Consider the following 19,695-nt stretch of genomic DNA (forward strand, 5'->3'; position numbering starts at 1 on the left):
CTAGAACGTGCCGGGGTGGGTGCGTCTGCGCCGGGCCGCGTAGACACCCGCCTCGGTGCGGCGGTCGAAGCCCAGCTTGTGCAACAGCGACGAGACGTAGTTCTTCACGGTCTTCTCCGCGAGGAACAGGCGGTTCGCGATCTGCCTGTTCGTCATGCCCTCCGCGATCAGGTCGAGGATGCGGCGTTCCTGCGGGCTCAGCGCGGCGTAGCGCGGATCTTCCTCCGGGCCGCCGCGAAGCCGTTGCAGGACGGTGGCCGTGACGCCGGCGTGCAGCAGCGACCCGCCCGAGGCGAGCGTGCGGACGGCGGCCACGAGATCGTTGCCGGACACCTCCTTCAGCATGTACCCGGACGCCCCGGCCATGATCGCGCCGAACAGCGCCTCATCGTCCGAATAGGACGTGAGCATCAGGCACGCGGGCGGCGGCTGCACGAGGCTCCTGATCTCCCGGCACACCGTGACGCCGTCGCCGTCGGGCAACCGCACGTCGATGATCGCCACGTCGGGCCTCAGCCGCGGCGCCTGCGCGACCGCGGCCGTCGCGCTGTCCGCCTGGCCGACGACCTCGATGTCCTCCGCCTGCGCCAGCAACTGGACGAGCCCACGCCGCACTATCTCGTGGTCGTCCACCAACAGCACCGCTATCGCCATCTCGCCTCCTGCAGGACCAGCGGAACGAACCAGGTGATGCTCACCCCCGCGCCGGGGATCGAGTCGACCGCGCAGTCGCCGTGGTGGCGCCGCGCCCGAGCCGCCATGTTCGCGAGTCCTCCGGCGTGATGGGGCACGCCGGGGGAATCGTCAGCCAACGGCAAGCCCCTGCCGTCGTCCTTGACCATGAGCTCGAGACTCGTCACGGTGCGATCGACGATCACGGTGACAGCGACGTGCTTGGCCCTCGCGTGGCGCACGACGTTCGTGAGCGCCTCCCTCAGCGTCGCGAGGAGGTCGGGCCGGACCTGGTCCGGCACCACGGTGTCCAACGGCCCTTCGAGCGACACGTCCGGCTCGAACCCCAGCAGCCGTGCGGACTCGTGCACCGCGTTGAGCAGCTGGCCGCGCAGGCTCGCGCCTCCGGAAGGCGGTTCCTGCAGGGAGAAGATGGTGCGGCGGATCTCGCGGATGGTGTGGTCGACCTCTTCCACGAACCCGCTGATCCGCTCGGTGACCTGGGGCCTGTCGCTCATCCCCGTGAGGCCCTGCAGGCCGAGGCCGAGGCCGAACAGCCGCTGGATGACCAGGTCGTGCAGGTCCCGTGCAATGCGGTCACGGTCCTCCAGCACGGCGAGCCGCTCCGTGTCCCCGCGCGCCCGCGTGAACTCCAGCACCAGCGCGGCCTGCGCGGCGAAGGCCTCGATGAGGTCGGGGTCGTCGAAGCTGGGCTCGGTCTCCGCCCTCGCCACGATCAGCACGCCGATCGTCCGTTCCCCCACCGTGAGAGGCACGACCGCGCACGGCCCGGGCACCGCCTCCAGCCTGCCCTCGTCGTGGCACTCGCCCTGCCCCGACTCGTAGACCCGGTAGCTGACGGCGCCCTCCTTCGGCACCCGCAGGCCCTCGGCGTCGTACCGGCCGCCGTCGGTCACCTCGATGACGAGGTCACCGTTGTGGTCGGGCAGGACCACGGCCGCGAACTCGGCGTTCGCCGTCCGGCGCGCGGTCCTCGCCACGAGGTACAGCGCGTCCCTGCCGGTCGTGCCGAGCAGGAGCCTGGTCGTCACCTCGGCGGCGGCCCTGAGCCAGTCCTCGCGCTTGCGGGTCTGCTCGTAGCGGTCGAGGTGGCCGACCGCACTGCCCGCAGCCGTCGCCAGCGCGGTGAGGATGTCGCGGTCCTGGGCGGTGAACTGCGGTTTCCCGCTCAGGAAGAGGTTGCCGAACGTCTCGTCGTGGACCTTGATCGGAGCACCCAGGAAGTCGGCCACGCCGATCGAGCGCGGGTCGCCGGACGTGATCTGGACCTGGCCGCCGTGGGTGGCGGTGAACTCGGTGAGCTCCTTGTGGCCCTCGACCACGGCCAACGCGCCGTAGGGGGCCTCGATCAGGTCGCACGCCGACTCGACGACGTGGCGCAGGAGATCGGGGAGGGTGTCGTCCTCGGCGAAGGACAGCACAACGTCCAGCACGCGCTGCTCTGTGCTCACGTTGCCGCCCACGGCTTCACCCCTTGGGGGGATAGAAGTGACACCGTACGAACGACTGAGGGTAACTCCCCTGAGTAGTCAAGGGGGAGACCATCACTGCAAACAGTGAACTTTGGGACTACTGAGAGTAGAGGTACGTCTTGTTTGGCAGACGCTCACGCTCAGTGCAGGCCGACCGTGAAGCCCTCGTCGACGACACCGCGGTAGATCTGCGGCGCGAACGTGCGCAGCCCGTGGTCGAGCGGCGCGATGAACCCGGCCGAGTCACCGAGCGGCAGCCGGTACCCGTTCTGCACCCGGTGGAACTCCCACAGGGGTTCCATCGTCGGGTGCGCGGGCCGGAACCGCTGCGGGTCGCGCGGGTGCAGGTCCACGCGCACCAGCGTGCGGCGCACCAACGCGTCCGCGAGCTGGACGGCGCGTTCCCGGGTCCGGGAGATCGAGATCGCCCCCAGCTCCTGCCAGGCCACGGCCCACGGCATGCCCTGCGGGTCGTCCAGGCGGATGCCCTGCTGCTCGATGACCAGCTTGCGGGGGCGGGAGATCGTCTTCCACTTGACCACGGCCATCACGCCGATGCCGGTGAAGGCGAAGCCGATGACCGCCGCGATGCTGCCGCCCACCGGTTCGCCGTCCACGAACGCGGTGACGGCGCCGACCAGGGCGAGGATGCCCAGGACGCCGGCGACCGAGCCGCCGACCAGGACTTTGCGGGTATCGCTCTTGCCCAGGTCGACGACGACGGGCGGAGGCGCTCCCCAAGCGGTCATGGCCGCAGGTTACCGCTGATCAACACCTCTGCGGCGGCGAACGGGTCGAGCTCACCCCCGACGACGCGCTCGGCCAGCCGGTCGACCGGACCGAACCGGGTGCGGACCCGTTCGACGGCGATCGCCTCGATCTCGGCACCCGCGCGGCGCAGGCGGCGTTCCCGGAGTTCACCGTGCTCGGCCATCCACGAGCGGTGCTCGGCGAGTGCCTCGACGACGCGGTCGAGGCCCTCCATGCGCGCGGCCACCGTCTTCACGACGGGCGGGCGCCACAGCGGGCCTTCGCGGTCGCGCCGGCCCAGGGAGATCATGTACTTGAGGTCGCGCGCGGTCTGGTCGGCGCCGTCGCGGTCGGCCTTGTTGACCACGAAGACGTCCGCGATCTCCAGGATGCCCGCCTTCGCGGCCTGGATGCCGTCGCCCATGCCCGGCGCGAGCAGCACGACCGTGGTGTCGGCCAGCGCGACGATCTCGACCTCGGACTGACCCACGCCGACGGTCTCCACCAGGATCACGTCGAACCCGGCGGCGTCGAGCACGCGCAACGCCTGCGGGGTGGCCCAGGACAGGCCGCCGAGGTGACCGCGGGTGGCCATCGAGCGGATGAAGACGCCGGGGTCGGTGGCGTGGTCGCCCATGCGCACCCGGTCCCCCAGCAGCGCACCGCCGGAGAACGGGCTGGACGGGTCGACGGCGATCACCGCGACGCGCTTGCCCTCGGCGCGATAAGCGCGCACGAGGGCGTTCGTGGAGGTCGACTTCCCCACGCCGGGAGCACCGGTCAGGCCGATGACCTGGGCGTTGCCGGTGTGCGGGGCGAGCGCCGCGGCGACCTCCGGGAGGGCCGAGCTCGCCTGTTCCACCAGCGAGATCAGCCTGGCGACCGCGCGCGGCTCGCCGTCACGCGCGCGGTCGACCAGTCCTGCTACGTCAACAGCTGTGCCCACAGGCGCGGACACTAGGCCTTGGCGGGCACTCGGATGATCAGAGCGTCGCCCTGACCACCACCACCGCACAGCGCCGCGGCACCCACGCCGCCGCCGCGCCGCTGCAGCTCGAGAGCGAGGTGCAGGGCGATGCGGGCGCCGGACATGCCGATCGGGTGGCCGAGCGCGATGGCGCCGCCGTTGACGTTGACCTTGTCCTCGGAGATCCCGAGCTGACGGGAGGAGACGATGCCGACCGCCGCGAACGCCTCGTTGATCTCGATGAGGTCGAGGGAGGCGGGGTCGATGCCCTCCTTGGCGCAGGCGGCCTTGATGGCGTTGGACGGCTGCTCGTGCAGCGAGGCGTCCGGGCCCGCGACGACGCCGTGGGCGCCGATCTCCGCGATCCACTCGAGGCCCAGCTCCTCGGCCTTCGCCTTGCTCATCACGACCACGGCGGCCGCGCCGTCGGAGATCTGCGACGCGGAGCCGGCGGTGATGGTGCCGTCCGCGGCGAACGCCGGCCGCAGCTTGCCGAGCGAGTCGGCGGTGGTGTCGGCGCGCACGCCCTCGTCCGTGCTGAACAGGACCGGGTCGCCCTTGCGCTGCGGGATGGAGACCGGTGCGATCTCGGCCTCGAAGACACCGTTCTCGGCGGCCTTGGCGGCGAGCTGGTGCGACCGCGCGGAGAACGCGTCCTGCTCCTCGCGCGTGACGCCGTAGCGGCCGTTGTACTTCTCGGTCGAGACGCCCATCGCGACCTGGTCGAACGCGCAGAACAGGCCGTCGAGCGCCATGTGGTCCTGCATCGTCACGTCGCCGTACTTGAACCCGCCGCGCGACTTCGGCAGCAGGTGCGGCGCCTGCGTCATCGACTCCTGGCCACCGGCCACGACGACGTCGAACTCGCCGGCGCGGATCAGCTGGTCCGCCAGCGCGATCGCGTCGATGCCGGACAGGCACACCTTGTTGATGGTCAGTGCGGGCACGCTCATCGGGATGCCCGCGGCCACCGCGGCCTGGCGGGCGGGGATCTGGCCCGCGCCGGCGGTGAGCACCTGACCCATGATCACGTACTGCACCTGCTCGGGGGCGACGCCCGCGCGCTCCAGTGCCGCCTTGATCGCGACGCCACCCAGCTGGGCGCCCGAGAAGTCCTTGAGCGATCCCAGCAGTCGGCCCATCGGGGTACGCGCCCCGGCGACGATCACGGAACCGGACACAACTGCCTCCATTGGAAGAGCGAACGGTCGTTAACTAGGCACCATACCTGGGGCTACTGGGCGGTAATCGTGTGAGACCCCGCACAACGCCACCTGCACCGATCACGTGGATACGCTTGGCCACCATGAACGCAGACATCGCTCGATTCGTGACCGCGATCGACCACGTGGGCATCGCGGTGCCCGACCTCGACGTGGCCATCGCGTTCTACCGGGACAACTTCGGTCTCGAGGTGGCGCACGAAGAGGTGAACGAGGAGCAGGGCGTGCGCGAGGCGATGCTGCACGCGCCCGGCGACTCGGGGGGCACCGCGATCCAGCTGCTGGCCCCGTTGAACGAGGACTCGACGATCGCCAAGTTCATCGGCCGCTCGGGCCCCGGCCTGCAGCAGCTCGCCTACCGGGTGTCCGATGTGGACGTCGCGGCGGACGCGCTGCGGGGGAAGGGCCTGCGTCTGCTCTACGACGCGGCCAAGCGCGGTACGTCGAACAGCAGGGTCAACTTCGTGCACCCCAAGGACGCGGGTGGCGTGCTCATCGAGCTGGTCGAGCCCGCCGCTCAGCCGGCGCACTAGCGCACAGTTCCCTTCGATCGACCCCTCCTCGTCGCTGACCGCGCCACCGGGTGCCGGTGGGTCACGGTCAGCGCGAGGAGGGCCGCGAAGCCGACGAATCCTCCACGCCTTCCCCCACGAGTGTGTGGGCCCAAGACATTCCCGGGTCCACGACGAGCGGATACAGCAGCGCCAGCCCGGTCACCACGTCTGAGTGGAATCCCTCACAAGCGGGATTCTGAATCGGTTACTACTGAGTAACCTCCGGCAACCTGCGACTATCCCTCACTAGGGAAGGAATGCCGCCGTGCAGAAGATCCTTGACGCGATCCTGGCCGACGAGCTGGACGCCATCGGTTCGTTGGACGTTCCGGAGAGCTATCGGGGCGTGACCGTGCACGCGGACGAGGCCGACATGTTCTCCGGCCTCGAGACGCGGGACAAAGACCCGCGCAAGTCGCTGCACATCGACGAGGTCGCCACGCCGGAGCTCGGTCCGGGCGAGGCCCTGGTCGCCGTCATGGCGTCCGCGATCAACTACAACACCGTGTGGACCTCGATCTTCGAGCCGGTGTCCACGTTCGGATTCCTGAAGAAGCTGGGCGGCCGCCACGACCTGCCGTACCACGTCGTGGGATCGGACCTGGCCGGCGTCGTCGTGCGCACCGGTCCCGGCGTCACCGCCTGGAAGCCGGGCGACCGCGTCGTGGCGCACTGCCTGGACGTGCCGCTGGAGGCGCCGGACGGCCACAACGACACGATGCTCGACCCCCAGCAGCGGATCTGGGGCTTCGAGACGAACTTCGGTGGCCTCGCGGACCTCGCGCTGGTGAAGTCGAACCAGCTGATGCCGATGCCCAAGCACCTCACGTGGGAGGAGGCGGCGTCGCCGGGCCTGGTGAACTCCACCGCGTACCGGCAGCTCGTCTCGACCAACGGCGCGAACATGAAGCAGGGCGACACCGTGCTGATCTGGGGCGCCTCGGGCGGCCTCGGTTCGTACGCCACGCAGTTCGCGCTGAACGGTGGCGCCACGCCCATCTGCGTCGTCTCCTCGCCGGAGAAGGCGGAGATCGTTCGTTCCATGGGTGCCGAACTGATCATCGATCGTTCGGCGGAGGGCTACAAGTTCTGGAAGAACGAGCACGAGCAGGACCCGCGGGAGTGGAAGCGGCTGGGCGCGAAGATCCGCGAGCTGACCGGCGGCGAGGACCCGGACATCGTGTTCGAGCACCCCGGCCGGGAGACGTTCGGCGCGTCGGTGTTCGTGGCGCGCAAGGGCGGCAAGATCGTGACGTGCGCGTCGACCTCCGGGTACATGCACCAGTACGACAACCGCTACCTGTGGATGAACCTCAAGCACATCCTGTCGTCCCACTTCGCGAACTACCGCGAGGCGTGGGAGGCGAACCGCTTGATCGCCAAGGGAAAGATCCACCCGACGGTGTCCAAGGTGTACTCAATGGACGAAACGGGCCAGGCCGCGCACGACGTGCACCGCAACGCGCACCAGGGCAAGGTCGGCGTGCTCTGCCTTGCACCCGAAGAAGGTCTTGGTGTGCTGGATCACGAACTGCGCGCGAAGCACCTCACAGCTATCAATCGATTCCGGGGTGTGTGACCTTCCGGGGCCACTCGAACGGGTAGCGTGAGGGGCATGGGCCTCGCCGACGACCGTGACCTCGTCCCACTGGGATCCGGCTTCGACATCGTCAAGCGCGGGTACGACCGCGCTCAGGTCGAGGATCATCTCGAACGCCTCGACTCGGACCTGCGGCTGCTCGCCGCGGACCGCGATGCCGCCGTCTCCCAGACGTCCGACCTGGCGCGCCAGCTGGAAGCCGCACGCTCGGAGATCACCGAGATGCGCAACCAGGTGGAGCGCCTGTCGCTGCCGCCGACGACGCTGGAGGGGCTCTCCGAGCGCCTCCAGCGCATGCTGCGGCTGGCCCAGGACGAGGCCAACGAGATCAAGGCCCGTGCCGAGGCGGAGGGCGGGCACATCCGCGCCAAGGCGGAAGCCGACGCGGGTGTGCTGCGCCAGCGCTACGAGACGCTGATCGCGGAGCTGGACGAGCGCCGCGCCGCCATGGAGGCCGAGCACAAGGGCGTCCTGGAGACCGCGCGCACCGAGGCCGAGAAGATCGTCTCCGAGGCCGAGAGCGCCGCCCGCAAGATCGCCGACGAGTCCGAGCAGCGCCGCGTGACCGTCGAGGAGGACTTCGAGATCGCGATGGCCGCCCGCCGGTCCGAGGCGATGGCAACGTTGGCGACGCAGGAGGCCACCTCCAAGAGCGAGGCGGACCGCCGTATGCGCGAGGCCGCCGAGGAGGCCGCCCGCGTCCGAGCCGCGATCGCCCAGGAACAGGCCACCTCGAAGGCCGACGCCGAACGCCGCGTGCGTGAGGCCACCGAAGAGGCGAACCGCCGCCGCCACGACTCGGTCACCGAGGCCACCGCGCGCATCCAGGAAGCGACCGACGAGTCGAACCGTCGCGTGCGCGAGGCCACCGAAGAAGCGAACCGCCGCACCACCGCCGCCACACAGCGCGTCGAGCAGCTCCGCAACCTGCGCAACCGCTTGTCGCACCAGCTGCACAACGTGCGGACGGCGCTGCAGGAGGTCGTGCCGCTGCTCGACCCGGTGGAGGAGGAGAAGCCGGCGGCTCAGGCCAAGCCCGCCGCTCCGGCACCGCAGGCCCCGCCGCCCGCGCCCGCCGCGCAGGGACCGGGTGCTCCGGCACCGGCCCAGCCCGCTCCGGCCCAGCCAGCTCCGGCCCAGCCAGCACCGGCCCAGCCCGCTCCGGCCCAGCCCGCTGCGGCACCGCAGGCTCCGGCTCAGGCCGCTCCGGCTCAGGCCAAGCAGGCCGCGCCCGCACAGGCGCAGCAGGCCGCGCCGAACAAGCCGGCCCAGGCCCCGCCGACGCCTCAGCTCGACGGCCCGACGGCCCAGATCGCGCGTCCGCAGACCGCCAAGAAGTCCTGACGCCGCACGCTCTCGCAGGGGTCCCCCGCCCAGGGGGACCCCTGATTTCAATTATCCCAGCCGGCACCGACAATTTCGGGTCCGCGCAGGTCAGGCCGTGACCTCGTAGATCGCCGGCATCGGCATCGCGCGGCAGGACTCCCAGTCCGCGTGATGCCCTGCCGCGATCAACGCCCGTGACAGGAACGTCCCGTGCGACCCGACGAGCACGGTCACGTCCGGGTACTCGACAGCCATGCGCGCCAACGCTTTCCCGGCCCGCACGGTCAGCGCGTCCAGGCTCTCCCCCGCCCCGTGCGCAGACTCCGGACGCGCCCAGCTGCGGGCGTACGGCTCCTCCCAGTCCGCGCTCGGCAGCAACCCCGACTCCCACTCCCGCAGCTCGGGCCACGTCGTGACCTCCAGGCCCAGCGCACGAGCCGCGGGCGTGACGGTCTGCACCGCGCGCGTCTGCGGGCTCGACAGCACCGCCTCCGGCGCGTAGGCGACCAGGATCGGCACCAACGCCTCCGCCGCTTCCAGCCCTGCCGGGGCCAGCGGGCGCCGGTCGTCGTCGGGCACACCGCGACGCGGCGGAACGGACTGCGCGTGGCGCACCAATACGATTCGTGTGGTCACAACACACCATCTTGGGGGAACAGGATGTTCGTGAAATCGCTGGGCACCGACGGTGCCGAGCTCAGGCCGCTGGACCCGTGGCAGGCCGAGGAGTTCTTCGCTCACGTGGAGCGCGGCCGGGAGTTCATCGGGCAGCACATCGGCTTCGCCGACAAGGCGAAGGACCTGGAGAGCGCCCGGGAACTGCTGCAGGACTACGCGGACAAGGCGGCCGCCGACGTCGGGCGGATCTTCGGGATCTGGGTCGGCGACAAGCTGGTCGGCGGCGTGCTGATCCGGGTGATGGACATCCCGCAGGGCCGCGCCGAGATCGGCGTCTGGCTGGAGCCGGCCGCGACCGGCAAGGGGCTGATCACGCGCGCGTCGAGGATCCTGATCGACTGGCTGATTCGCGAGCGCGGCGTGCATCGGGTTGAGTGGCTGGTGTCGTCGGCGAACGCACCCAGCATCGCGGTCGCGCGGCGGCTCGGCATGAGCAAGGACGGGGTGCTGCGCTCGTACTTCCTGTTCCGCGGGGTTCGCCAGGACCTCGAGGTCTGGTCGTTGCTGGCGCCGGAGTGGGAGAGCTGATGGACGATCTGGTGCTGCTGCACGCCTTTCCGCTCGACGCGCGGATGTGGGACGTGCCGGGCGCGCTGACGCCGTCGTTGCGCGGCCACGGCGAGCCCGATCTCGACACCGTCGCCGCCACGGTGCTCGGTGTGCTCGACGAGCGGAAGCTCGACAGCGTCGTGCTGGGCGGCTGCTCGATGGGCGGCTACGTGGCGATGGCGTTGCTCAGGCGTGCGCCGGAACGGGTGAAGGGCCTGGTCTTCATCGACACCAAGCACACCGCGGACGCACCGGAAGCGGCCGCGAACCGGCACGCGATGGCCGACCGCGTCGAACGCGAGGGCGTCGGCGAGTGGCTGGTCGACGCGATGCTGCCGAACCTGCTCGGACCGGACGCCTCGGACACGGCGCGGGCGTCCGTGCGCACCATGATCCTCGAACAGCGGGCCGAGGACGTGGCGTGGTGGCAGCGCGCGATGGCGAAGCGTCCGGACTCGACGGACGTGCTGGAGTCGCTGAACATCCCGTCGCTGGTGCTGGTGGGTGAGCACGACAAGCTCACGCCACCGGACGTGGCCGCGAAGCTCGCGGTGACGTTGATGCACTCCACCAGCGAACGCATCGAGGACGCGGGCCACCTGCCGCCCGTCGAACGGCCGGACGAGTTCCGCGGCCGGCTGGAGCGGTGGCGCGAGCGGGTCGGGATCTGAGGGACTACCAGCGGCGCGCGGTCGGGCCACGTCGGCCGCGCGAGTCCCAGCACGCCTGGTGCCAGTGCCGGCGTTCCTCCACCGAACCCGTGTCCTGCGCGGGCCACGCCACGACGTGCGCGACGCCGGGCCGGATCTCGTGGTCGCAGCCGGGGCAGCGGTAGGTCTTCTGCGCCTGCGCGCCCGAGATCGCGCGGACCAGCCAGTCGCCGTCCGGGCCCGACTCGGCGCGCGCCCAGCCGACACCACCACCAAGGGGCCGGGGGGATTCGGGCTTGGGGCTGTTACGACGTGGCACGGCACCACGGTAACCGCTCGTAGAATCAGGGCGTGCCGACCTACGAGTTCCGTTGCCGAACCTGCGACGACACCTTCGACGTGCAGCGACCGATGAGCGAGTCGTCCTCGCCGGCGAGCTGCCCCGAGGGCCATCCCGACACGGTGAAGCTGCTGTCCATGGCCGGGATCGGCGGCACGCAGCAGGCCGCGCCCGGTGGTGGAGGCGGCGGTGGGTGCTGCGGCGGAGGCTGCTGCGGTTAGGACGTCTCGCGGTCGATCATGACCTCGGCGATCTTGCGGCCCTGGTCGCAGACCGTGCCGAACTTGCCGGTCGAGTCGATGATGATGATCCCGAGCCCGCCACCGTCGTAGGGCAGGGTCAGCACGCACGACGGTTCGACGTCCTGCTCGTCGGTGCGGTCGAGGTAAGAGACCTTGTGGCCCTTGACGTCCCACTCGCCGGTGGTGCGCTCGATCTTGATCTGCTTGCTGTCGCGGAACCGCAGGGAGACGCCGACCTCGACGTCGTCGACCTTCGCCGTCCAGCGGCACGACTCCTCGAACGTCGAGTCGTAGTTGATCTGCGTGGGCGGCGTCTCGGCCTTGGCACCGGGGTAGGGCAGGTCCGTCCACTTGAGCTTGGCGCAGTTCGGCGTGATCTCGCCGTCGACCGGCGCTGTCTCCGGGTCCTCGGACTCGCTGGGCTCGGTGCTCGGGTCCGTGCTCGGGTCCGTGGACCCCTCCTGGTCGAACGGGGAGGACACGTCGAGCGGAGCCTGCGCGACCGGACTGCCCTCGACGACCGCCCGCGCACAACCGGACGCGAGCACGAGGACAGCCAACAGGAGCACCAGTCGCCGCATGGCACCACCATGCCAGACGGGACATGGTGCCCCTGTGAACGGCTCACGAGTAGTCGCGGAACCCCTTGCCCGTCTTGCGACCGAGACGACCGGCCGTGACCAGGTGTTCCAGCAACGGCGCCGGTGCGAAGCCGGGCTCGCGGAACTCGTTGTAGAGCGTCCGCTCGATCGCCAGCGACACGTCCAGCCCCACGACGTCGAGCAGTGCGAACGGCCCCATCGGCAGGCCGCAGCCGACCTTCATGGCGTTGTCGATGTCGTCGGCCTCGGCGTAGTGCGCCTCCAGCATCTTCACCGCGTCGTTCAGGTACGGGAAGAGCAGGGCGTTGACGATGAAGCCCGCCACGTCGCCGCAGTGCACCGGGTGCTTGCCGAGATCCAGGCAGATCCTGCGGGCCGTCGCGACCACGTCGGCGCCCGTGGAGATCGTCTCGACGACCTCCACCAGCTTCATGACCTGCGCGGGGTTGAAGAAGTGCAGCCCCACGACGTCCGCGGGCCTGCTGGTGGCCGCCGCGACCTCGATGACCGGCAGCGACGACGTGGTCGTCGCGAGCACGGCGCCGGGCTTGCACACCTCGTCGAGCGCCGCGAAGACCTCCTTCTTGATCCCGATCTCCTCGGCCACCGCCTCGACGATCAGGTCGCAGTCCGCGAGCTCGACGAACTCCACGGCAGGCGAGATGCGCGCCAGCGTCGCGTCACGGTCCTGCTCGGACAACCGCCCCTTGCTGACCGCGCGCTCCAACGACTTGCGCACCGCGCCGATCGCCTTCTCGGCCTTGTCGATGCTGCGCGCCCGCAACACGACGTCGTACCCGCGCTTGGCGAACACCTCGACGATGCCCGTCGCCATCGTGCCCGTGCCGATGACACCGACCCGCTGGACTTCCCGCGCCTGCACGGCACTGTCCACTTCGGACGGCGTGTGCACGTCGTCGACGACCACCGGCGAGTCGGGCCCGTCGTAGGTGTAGAAACCGCGCCCGGACTTCCGCCCGAGCAGCCCGGCCGTGATCATCTGCTTCAGCAACGGCGCCGGCGAGTGCAACCGGTTGCGAGACTGGTGGTACATCGTGTCGAGGATCTCGTACGCGGTGTCGAGCCCGATGAGGTCCAACAGCGCCAACGGCCCCATCGGATAGCCACAGCCGTACCGCATGGCCGCGTCAAGATCCTCACGCGTCGCGTACTTGGACTCCAGCATCTTCACGGCGTGGTTGAGGTACGGGAAGAGAAGGGCGTTCGCGATGAACCCGGCCCTGTCCCCGATCACGACCGGCGACTTGCCCAGCCGCTCCGCGAACGCCACCACGTCCGTGATGACGTCCGGCTCCGTGACGACCGTGCGCACGACCTCGACCAGCTTGAGGACCTGCGTGGGGTTGAAGAAGTGCAGCCCCACGACCTTGCCGGGCCGCTTCGTGACGACACCGATCTCGGTGATCGACAACGACGACGTGTTGGACGCGATGATCGCCTCGGGCTTCAGGACCCTGTCGAGCTCCTTGAAGATCCGGGCCTTCAGCGCGACGTTCTCCGGCACCGCCTCGATGACGAGATCGCAGTCCGCAAGACTGCCCAGCTCGAGACTGGTCGTGACCAGCCCCTCGATCGCGGCCTTCTCGTCCAAGGTCAGCTTCTCGCGCTTCACGGCCCGCTGCGTCGAGTGCTCGAGGTGCCCGAGGCCGCGCTCGACGCCGGCCGCGTCGACCTCCACCACCTTCACCACGAGCCCGGTGCGCGCGAGTACCTCCACGATGCCCGCGCCCATGGTTCCGAAGCCGACGACTCCGACGGTGTTGATCTCGCGCGCCACTGCAGACCTCCCTGCGGGGTAAAGCGTGGGCTACCAAGGAGTAACTTGCGGGCGACTATGCCACTCCCAGCGCGGGGCGGCGTCGTGAGCTTCGCCATCGGGATCGAAACAGTTATCGGTCTAGCGGGCTGAGCGAGAAGGTCTTTTGCCTGATGAACCCGTGTGGGGGAACAGGGAGTTGAGCCGATCGAGGCGGGGTGCGGGCTCGGGTGGGGTGGCGGGCGGGTGCGCGGCGGCGAGGGCCTTTGGGACGGCTGGGCGGAAGCGGCCGAGCGGAAGCGGCCAGGCGAGGGCGGCCAGGCGAACGCGGCTGGACGCGAGCAGCCGAGCAGGAGCAGCTGAGCAGGAGCGCTGAGTGGGAGCGGCTGAGTGGGAGCGGCTGAGTGGGCAGCCAGATGGGCGCGGCTGGTTGGAAGCGGCCGACGAAGGCTGCGCAGCGGAAGCGACGGGGCGAGAGCGGCAGGGTGCGGCAGCCGAACGAAAGCGGCCGAGTGAACTCAGCTGGATGGGCGCAGCCGGGTGGGAGCGGCCGGGTGGGAGCGGCCGACGAAGGCTGCGCAGCGGAAGCGACGGGGCGAGAGCGGCAGGGTGCCGCTGCCGAACGAAAGCGGCCGAGTGAACTCAGCTGGATGGGCGCAGCCGGGTGAGAGCGGCCAGGGTGAGAGCGGCCGGGACGGGGACAGCTGGCAATGTCGCCCCAGGCAGAAGCCCCAGGTGGTTCGCGCCAAGCAGGCCTCAACACCGTGCGGCGCAACAAGGCCGCGCCTCCACCACGGCGCGTCACGACAGGCCTGACCGCCGACACCGCACGGCAGCCCGCACCTCCGCGGCCCCTCTTGCCCGCGCATTCGCCACCGCGCGACTCCGCCGCCGCCCGCTAGCCCGCGTGTCCGCTACCGCACGACAGCTCGCACCTCCCGCCGCCGCTCGCTCGACCGCCACCGCATGACTGCGCGCGACTCCGCAGCCGCCCGCTTGCCGCGCATCCGCCACCGCACGACAGCCCGCGCCTGCCACCGCCTGCCCGCTCGTCCGCCACCGCCCGCTAGCCGCGCATCCGCCGCCCGCGCATCGGCCACCGCACTACAGCCCGCGCGTCCGCCTCCGCACGACAGCCCGCGCGTCCCGCTACCGCGCGACAGCCCACACCTCCGGCACCTCCCGGCGCGAGGCCCAGCAACCCACCGCAGGCCCGAAGGGCCGTCAGTCGTCGAACCCCCTCTCCGCGAGCTCCTCGATGCGGCGCACCGCCTCCCCCGCGTCCTTCCCCGTCGCCACCACGGTGATCGACTTGCCGCCGGGCACGCTCAGCCCCATCAGGGCCAGCACGCTGGCCGCGTTCGCCTCCTCCTCGCCGTAGCGGACGACCACGTCGGCGTCGAGCTCTGCGACCGTGCGGGCCAGCAGTGCCGCTGGGCGGGCGTGGAGGCCCACCTCGTTGGTCAGCGGTATCTCCGCCGTCACCGCGTCTGACACCAGGTGCAGTGCCGGACGGGCCGGGGTGGCTACCGGGGCCTCGCCCGAGGCGCCTTCGGCCGCGCCTGCCACGTCGGCCATCGGGGCGCCTCCCTGGGCGGCCACTGCCGCGGCCACCGCGCCTTCCACCAGTGGGGCGTCCACCACCGTGTAGCGGGACGGGTCGTCCGCCGACTCCACCGCCATCTCGGCCGTCATCTTGGCGCTGCCCAGGTCGTAGAGCACCACTACGCCCGCCCCCGCGTCCGCGTCTGCCAGGGCCTCGACCACGGCGCCGTAGTCGGTGCCCAGGCCGCCTTCCTCGGTGCCGCCGACCGGGAGCACCGCCACGTCGGGCGCCATCTGGGTGGCCAGCTCTGCCACTCCGTTGGCCAGCATGTCGCTGTGCGAGACGACCACCAGGCCCACTCGGCTCGTGTCCGTCATGCCTTCGCCGCCGCGTCCGCGAAGGCGCGCAGGAGCAGCGCCGTCGACCTCGAGCCCGGGTCCATGTGGCCCGCGCTGCGCTCGCCCAGGTACGAGGCTCGGCCCTTGCGGGCCACCATCGGCACCGTCGAGGAGGCCCCCTCGGCTGCCGCGTCCGCCGCCGCGGAGAGGGCGGCGGCCACCGAGCCCTCGGCGCGCGCCGCTGCCGCCACGGCGGGGGTGAGGGCGTCGACCATCGTCTTGTCGCCCACCACGGCCTTCCCGCGGGCCACGACGCCGTCCAGCGCCGCTTGCAGAGCCCGTGCCACGGCGGCGGCGTCCAGCTCCGCCAGATCACCCACGGCCGAGGAGGCGCGTAGGAAAGCCGTGCCGTACAACGGGCCCGCCGCGCCGCCCACCGTCGAGATCAGGGTGGTGGCGACCAGCTTCAGCACCTTGGCCGGTGTGTCCGGCGGTTCGGTGTCCAAACGGGACAGCACCGCGGTGAAGCCGCGCTTCATGTTCTCGCCGTGGTCGGCGTCGCCGATCGCCTGGTCCAGGCGCACCAGCTCGTCACGGTGCTCCTGGACGACGGCCGCGCCGGCTCGGATGGCCGCGATGACGTCCGCTGCCGTGCACCCCACCTCAGACTCCCCACCGCAGTGCGGGCGTGTGGACCGGCGCGTCCCACAGCTCGACCATCTCGTCGTCGAGGCGGAGCAACGTGAGGCTCATGCCCTGCATCTCCAGGCTCGTGATGTACGGCCCGACCAGCCTTCGTTCCACCGTGATCCCCCGATCCGCCAGCAGCTGTTCCGCGATGCCGTGCGCCAGGTACAGCTCGAGCAGCGGCGTGCCGCCCATCCCGTTCGTGAACAGCAGCACCCGGTCGCCGGAGGCGAACGGCAGGTCCTCGAGGATCGGCTCCAGCAGCGCCGACACCATCTCGGACGCCGTCCCTGTCGGCACCTTCTGCCTGCCCGGCTCGCCGTGGATGCCGATGCCGATCTCCATCTCGTCGTCGGCCAGCTCGAACGACGGCTCTCCCACGTGCGGCACCGTGCACGCGGTCAGCGCGAGGCCCATCGACCGCACCGACGCGATCACGCGCAACGCCAACGCCTCGCAGGCGGCCAGATCGTCACCGCGCTCCGCCGCCGCGCCCACGATCTTCTCCAGCAGCACCGTGCCGCCGACGCCGCGACGCCCGGCCGTGTACGACGAGTCCTGCACCGCCACGTCGTCGTCGATCACGACCGACCGGACCTCCGACTCCGCGAGCTCCGCCGCCATCTCGAAGTTCAGCACGTCGCCCGTGTAGTTCTTCACGACCAGCAACGCCCCCGCGCCACCGTCGGTCCGCGCGATCGCGTCGACCACCTGGTCCGACGTCGGCGACGTGAACACCGGCCCCGGACAGGCCGCGGCGAGCATGCCCCGCCCGACGAACCCGCCGTGCAGCGGCTCGTGGCCCGACCCACCCCCGGAGATGAGCGCGACCTTGCCCTGCACCGGCCCGCCTGCGCGCACGACGACCGCTGGGTCGTCGTGGACGGTCAGCAGATCGGAATGGGCTGCCTGCATCCCCCGCAGCGCTTCCTGCACCACGGTTTCCGGATCGTTGATGATCTTCTTCATCGTTGCGCCCTTCCGATCGGCGGTGACCGTGTTCCTTCTTACTCCGGGGGTCTGACACTCGGAACTGGCAAAGGACCCGGCTACCGTTAGCCTGCCCTAATAAATGCAGGTCAACATCACGTTCCGTAGTGGAGGAACAACGTCGTGTCGAAGAGAGCAGCGCTGCTCGTAGCAGTCGCCCTGACCCTGACCGCCTGCACCAGTGCGCCGGACAAGCCGACCGTCGCCCAAGGTGGAGAGGACTTCGGCAAGGCGACCGAGCTGAGCAACGGGTTCGGCACGACGCAGAAGCCCGGCGAGTTCCCCCGCACGATCAAGCACGCGATGGGTGAGACCAAGCTCGAGAAGAAACCCGAACGGGTGGTCGTGCTCGACACGGGCGAGCTCGACAACGTCGTGGCGCTCGGCATCAAGCCCGTCGGCATCGCCTACACCGACGGCTCCCCGACCATGCCGTCCTACATCGGCGACAAGGGCGGTACGCCGGAGAACGTCGGCACGACCAACAACCTCAACCTCGAGGCGATCACCAAGCTGAACCCGGACCTCATCCTGGGCACGCAGCTACGCGCGGAGGCCCTCTACCCGAAGCTCTCCGCGATCGCCCCGACCGTCTTCGCCGTGCGTCCCGGCTACGTGTGGAAGGAGAACTTCCTCCTCAACGCCGCCGCGCTCGACCGCCAGGCCGACGCCGCGAAGATGCTCGAGGACTACACGAACAAGGCCGTCGAGACCGGCAACGCCATCGAGAAGAAGCTCGGCGTGCGCCCGGCGGTCACGGCGCTGCGCTTCATGCCGGGCCGCATCCGCCTGTACGCCAAGAAGTCCTTCATCGGCACGATCCTGATCGACGCCAAGATCGGGCAGCCGAGCCCGTCCCAGGTGGACGACCTGGCCGCCGAGGTCAGCGCGGAGCAGATCAGCAAGGCCGACGGCGACTTCATCCTCTACTCCACCTACGGCGACCCGGCCAAGACCGCCCAGGCGTCCGTCCTCGGCGGTCCCTTGTGGACCGGCCTGAACGCCGTCAAGGCGGGCAAGGCCAAGCCGGTCCTCGACGAGACCTACTTCCTCGGTCTCGGCGTGCTCGCCGCGAACGTGGTCCTCGACGACATGAAGACCCAGCTCGGCGCCTAGAGAACCCCGAGCGGATGCTCTTCGGCGACTCAGCGACTCAGCGAGTCAGCGAGTCAGCGAGTCAGCGAGTCAGCGACCGAAGAGCATCCGCGCGAGGCGCAGCATCTGCTTGCCCGCCATGGACGACCGGTCGAACGTCGCCATGTCGATCAGGGACTTGAACTTCAGCTTCGTCACGGCCTTGGCGTAGGAGAACTCGCGCAGCCCGTCCTCACCGTGGATGCGCCCGAACCCGGAGTCGCCGACCCCGCCGAACGGCAGCCCGGGAACCGCCGCGTAGGTCAGCACGGAGTTGACCGACACCATCCCGACCCGCAGCTCGGCCGCCAGCTCCTCCCCGCGCGCCTTGGAGAACACGGCGGCCCCCAGCCCGTACTTCGACTGGTTCGCCAGCCGCACGCCCTCCAGCGCGTTCGGCACCCGGTTGATCACCACGGTCGGCCCGAAGGTCTCCTCGGTGACGGCCAGCGAGTCCTCCGGCACGTCGACCAGCACCACCGGCTCGACGTACGGCGGCCTGATCGAGTCCGGACCGCCCACCAGCGCCTTGCCGCCGCGGTCCAGCGCGTCCTGCACGTGCTCGCGGATGATCTCCACCTGCGACGGCATCGTGATCGGCCCGAGGTTCGCGTTCGGCTCGCCACCCGGCTTGAGCTTGTTCGCCCGCTTCACCACGATCTCGGTGAACGCGTCGGCGACGTCCTCGGCCACGTAGATCCGCTCGACACCCGCGCACGTCTGGCCGGCGTTCGACACCGCGCCCCAGATCGCGGCCTCGGCGGCGGCGGTCAGGTCGGCGTCCGAGTCGACGATCAGCGCGTCCTTGCCACCGCACTCGACCAGCACCGGCGTCAGCGACGCGGCGGCCGCGGCCATGACCTTCTTGCCTGTCCGCGTGGAACCGGTGAACGCGATCTTGTCGACACCCGCCCCGACGAGCGCGGCACCCGTCTCACCGAAGCCCGTGACCACCTGGAACACCGGGTACTCCGGCACCGCCTCGGTGAACGTCGACGCGAGGAACGTGCCCACCCCCGGCGTGAACTCCGACGGCTTGAACACCACGGCATTGCCCGCGGACAACGCGTACGAGATCGAACCCATCGGCGTGTGCGCGGGGTAGTTCCACGGCCCGATGACGCCGATGACGCCCAACGGCCGGTACTCCACCGTCGCGCTGTGGTTGAACATCAGCATTCCCGAGGACACACGGCGCTTGCCCAGCACACGACCGGCGTGCCGCGAGGCCCAGTGCAGGTGGTCCATCACCAGCGCGACCTCGACGCGGGAGTCGTCCGCGGGCTTGCCCGTCTCCGAGCTGATCAACGCGATGAACTCGTCCGAGCGCTGCGAGAGGATCTTGCGCCACGCGTCGAGCTTGGTCTTGCGGCCCTCGAACCCGAGTCCCGCCCACCACGCCGCGGCCTCGCGTGCCGAGGACACCGCGTCCTCGACCTCGGCGGCCGTGTGGATCGGGTGGTGCGCGACGACCTCACCCGTGCGCGGGTCCAGTGATGCGAACCGCCGCTGCTCGCCATCGGCCGACAGCGCGCTGTCCGAAGCGGTCTGCGTCATGGGGGGTCCTCCAGGTACTC

The 19,695-nt window shown here is 70.4% G+C and carries 20 protein-coding genes; 7 read left to right on the forward strand and 13 right to left on the reverse strand.

The window, feature by feature from the left end; all coding sequences use genetic code 11:
• The 5 genes from ACWF7A_RS25575 to ACWF7A_RS25595 form a co-directional block, all read right to left on the reverse strand.
• Positions 1 to 654, reverse strand: a complete 654-nt coding sequence (locus ACWF7A_RS25575) for a response regulator (RefSeq protein WP_452253020.1) — start codon at positions 652 to 654, stop codon at positions 1 to 3.
• On the reverse strand, positions 645 to 2,156 hold the full coding sequence (locus tag ACWF7A_RS25580; RefSeq protein WP_452253021.1) for a GAF domain-containing protein: 1,512 nt from the start codon (positions 2,154 to 2,156) through the stop codon (positions 645 to 647). Before ACWF7A_RS25580 ends, ACWF7A_RS25575 begins: the two co-directional genes overlap by 10 nt.
• Positions 2,157 to 2,305: 149 nt before the next feature.
• Positions 2,306 to 2,914: a hypothetical protein gene (locus tag ACWF7A_RS25585; protein WP_452253022.1), complete on the reverse strand. Its 609-nt coding sequence runs from the start codon at positions 2,912 to 2,914 to the stop codon at positions 2,306 to 2,308.
• Positions 2,911 to 3,861: a methylmalonyl Co-A mutase-associated GTPase MeaB gene (gene meaB, locus ACWF7A_RS25590; protein ID WP_452253023.1), complete on the reverse strand. Its 951-nt coding sequence runs from the start codon at positions 3,859 to 3,861 to the stop codon at positions 2,911 to 2,913. Before meaB ends, ACWF7A_RS25585 begins: the two co-directional genes overlap by 4 nt.
• A gap of 11 nt (positions 3,862 to 3,872) precedes the next feature.
• Positions 3,873 to 5,063: an acetyl-CoA C-acetyltransferase gene (locus ACWF7A_RS25595; RefSeq protein ID WP_452253024.1), complete on the reverse strand. Its 1,191-nt coding sequence runs from the start codon at positions 5,061 to 5,063 to the stop codon at positions 3,873 to 3,875.
• Positions 5,064 to 5,188: 125 nt separating this feature from the next.
• On the opposite strand from ACWF7A_RS25595, the gene mce reads away from it, so the two are divergent.
• From mce to ACWF7A_RS25610, 3 genes are all read left to right on the forward strand, one after another.
• A complete protein-coding gene (gene mce / locus ACWF7A_RS25600; protein ID WP_452253025.1) occupies positions 5,189 to 5,638 on the forward strand; it encodes a methylmalonyl-CoA epimerase in 450 nt (149 codons plus the stop codon).
• Positions 5,639 to 5,924: 286 nt separating this feature from the next.
• Positions 5,925 to 7,238: a crotonyl-CoA carboxylase/reductase gene (ccrA, locus tag ACWF7A_RS25605; protein WP_452253026.1), complete on the forward strand. Its 1,314-nt coding sequence runs from the start codon at positions 5,925 to 5,927 to the stop codon at positions 7,236 to 7,238.
• A 36-nt stretch (positions 7,239 to 7,274) separates the two neighbouring features.
• Positions 7,275 to 8,603, forward strand: a complete 1,329-nt coding sequence (locus ACWF7A_RS25610) for a chromosome segregation protein (protein ID WP_452253027.1) — start codon at positions 7,275 to 7,277, stop codon at positions 8,601 to 8,603.
• Positions 8,604 to 8,693: 90 nt separating this feature from the next.
• Here the strand turns inward: ACWF7A_RS25610 and ACWF7A_RS25615 are convergent, their stop codons facing one another.
• On the reverse strand, positions 8,694 to 9,221 hold the full coding sequence (locus tag ACWF7A_RS25615; RefSeq protein WP_452253028.1) for a histidine phosphatase family protein: 528 nt from the start codon (positions 9,219 to 9,221) through the stop codon (positions 8,694 to 8,696).
• A gap of 24 nt (positions 9,222 to 9,245) precedes the next feature.
• Between ACWF7A_RS25615 and ACWF7A_RS25620 the strand changes: the two genes are divergently transcribed.
• On the forward strand, positions 9,246 to 9,791 hold the full coding sequence (locus tag ACWF7A_RS25620) for a GNAT family N-acetyltransferase (RefSeq protein ID WP_452253029.1): 546 nt from the start codon (positions 9,246 to 9,248) through the stop codon (positions 9,789 to 9,791).
• Positions 9,791 to 10,483, forward strand: coding sequence for an alpha/beta fold hydrolase (locus ACWF7A_RS25625; protein ID WP_452253030.1), 693 nt, complete (start codon positions 9,791 to 9,793; stop codon positions 10,481 to 10,483). The genes ACWF7A_RS25620 and ACWF7A_RS25625 overlap by 1 nt, the downstream gene beginning before the upstream one ends.
• Positions 10,484 to 10,487: 4 nt before the next feature.
• Here the strand turns inward: ACWF7A_RS25625 and ACWF7A_RS25630 are convergent, their stop codons facing one another.
• The gene (locus tag ACWF7A_RS25630; protein WP_452253031.1) at positions 10,488 to 10,781 is read right to left on the reverse strand and encodes a hypothetical protein; all 294 of its coding nucleotides are present in this window, start codon (positions 10,779 to 10,781) and stop codon (positions 10,488 to 10,490) included.
• Positions 10,782 to 10,813: 32 nt separating this feature from the next.
• Between ACWF7A_RS25630 and ACWF7A_RS25635 the strand changes: the two genes are divergently transcribed.
• Positions 10,814 to 11,023: an FmdB family zinc ribbon protein gene (locus ACWF7A_RS25635; RefSeq protein WP_452253032.1), complete on the forward strand. Its 210-nt coding sequence runs from the start codon at positions 10,814 to 10,816 to the stop codon at positions 11,021 to 11,023.
• On the opposite strand, the gene ACWF7A_RS25640 is transcribed toward ACWF7A_RS25635, so the two are convergent.
• From ACWF7A_RS25640 to dhaK, 5 genes are all read right to left on the reverse strand, one after another.
• Positions 11,020 to 11,625: a DUF3558 family protein gene (locus ACWF7A_RS25640; protein WP_452253033.1), complete on the reverse strand. Its 606-nt coding sequence runs from the start codon at positions 11,623 to 11,625 to the stop codon at positions 11,020 to 11,022. The two genes, ACWF7A_RS25635 and ACWF7A_RS25640, sit on opposite strands and share 4 nt — an antisense overlap.
• A 43-nt stretch (positions 11,626 to 11,668) precedes the next feature.
• A complete protein-coding gene (locus tag ACWF7A_RS25645; RefSeq protein ID WP_452253034.1) occupies positions 11,669 to 13,444 on the reverse strand; it encodes a 3-hydroxyacyl-CoA dehydrogenase family protein in 1,776 nt (591 codons plus the stop codon).
• A gap of 1,203 nt (positions 13,445 to 14,647) precedes the next feature.
• Positions 14,648 to 15,346 carry a dihydroxyacetone kinase phosphoryl donor subunit DhaM gene (dhaM, locus tag ACWF7A_RS25650; RefSeq protein ID WP_452253035.1) on the reverse strand — a complete coding sequence of 233 codons (699 nt, stop codon included), beginning with the start codon at positions 15,344 to 15,346 and terminating at the stop codon, positions 14,648 to 14,650.
• Entirely contained in the window at positions 15,343 to 15,969 is a 627-nt protein-coding gene (gene dhaL, locus ACWF7A_RS25655; protein ID WP_452253036.1) for a dihydroxyacetone kinase subunit DhaL, read from the reverse strand. Before dhaL ends, dhaM begins: the two co-directional genes overlap by 4 nt.
• Before the next feature lies 1 nt (position 15,970).
• On the reverse strand, positions 15,971 to 16,963 hold the full coding sequence (gene dhaK / locus ACWF7A_RS25660; protein ID WP_452253037.1) for a dihydroxyacetone kinase subunit DhaK: 993 nt from the start codon (positions 16,961 to 16,963) through the stop codon (positions 15,971 to 15,973).
• A gap of 144 nt (positions 16,964 to 17,107) precedes the next feature.
• On the opposite strand from dhaK, the gene ACWF7A_RS25665 reads away from it, so the two are divergent.
• Positions 17,108 to 18,100 (forward strand): ABC transporter substrate-binding protein, encoded by a 993-nt coding sequence (locus tag ACWF7A_RS25665; protein ID WP_452253038.1) that lies wholly within the window; start codon positions 17,108 to 17,110, stop codon positions 18,098 to 18,100.
• Positions 18,101 to 18,169: 69 nt separating this feature from the next.
• Here ACWF7A_RS25665 and ACWF7A_RS25670 read toward each other — a convergent pair whose 3' ends face one another.
• A complete protein-coding gene (locus tag ACWF7A_RS25670) occupies positions 18,170 to 19,675 on the reverse strand; it encodes an aldehyde dehydrogenase family protein (RefSeq protein WP_452253039.1) in 1,506 nt (501 codons plus the stop codon).
• Positions 19,676 to 19,695: the final 20 nt, after the last annotated feature.

The organism is Lentzea sp. NPDC055074, assembly GCF_053608005.1.

Bases quoted from the DNA above. Each gene is read 5' to 3' on its own strand.
- ACWF7A_RS25575 (WP_452253020.1), bottom strand. From the start codon at position 654: ATGGCGATAGCGGTGCTGTTGGTGGACGACCACGAGATAGTGCGGCGT.
- ACWF7A_RS25585 (WP_452253022.1), bottom strand. From the start codon at position 2,914: ATGACCGCTTGGGGAGCGCCTCCGCCCGTCGTCGTCGACCTGGGCAAG.
- ACWF7A_RS25610 (WP_452253027.1), top strand. From the start codon at position 7,275: ATGGGCCTCGCCGACGACCGTGACCTCGTCCCACTGGGATCCGGCTTC.
- ACWF7A_RS25670 (WP_452253039.1), bottom strand. From the start codon at position 19,675: ATGACGCAGACCGCTTCGGACAGCGCGCTGTCGGCCGATGGCGAGCAG.
- ACWF7A_RS25640 (WP_452253033.1), bottom strand. From the start codon at position 11,625: ATGCGGCGACTGGTGCTCCTGTTGGCTGTCCTCGTGCTCGCGTCCGGT.
- dhaK (WP_452253037.1), bottom strand. From the start codon at position 16,963: ATGAAGAAGATCATCAACGATCCGGAAACCGTGGTGCAGGAAGCGCTG.
- ACWF7A_RS25620 (WP_452253029.1), top strand. From the start codon at position 9,246: ATGTTCGTGAAATCGCTGGGCACCGACGGTGCCGAGCTCAGGCCGCTG.
- mce (WP_452253025.1), top strand. From the start codon at position 5,189: ATGAACGCAGACATCGCTCGATTCGTGACCGCGATCGACCACGTGGGC.
- ACWF7A_RS25625 (WP_452253030.1), top strand. From the start codon at position 9,791: ATGGACGATCTGGTGCTGCTGCACGCCTTTCCGCTCGACGCGCGGATG.
- dhaM (WP_452253035.1), bottom strand. From the start codon at position 15,346: ATGACGGACACGAGCCGAGTGGGCCTGGTGGTCGTCTCGCACAGCGAC.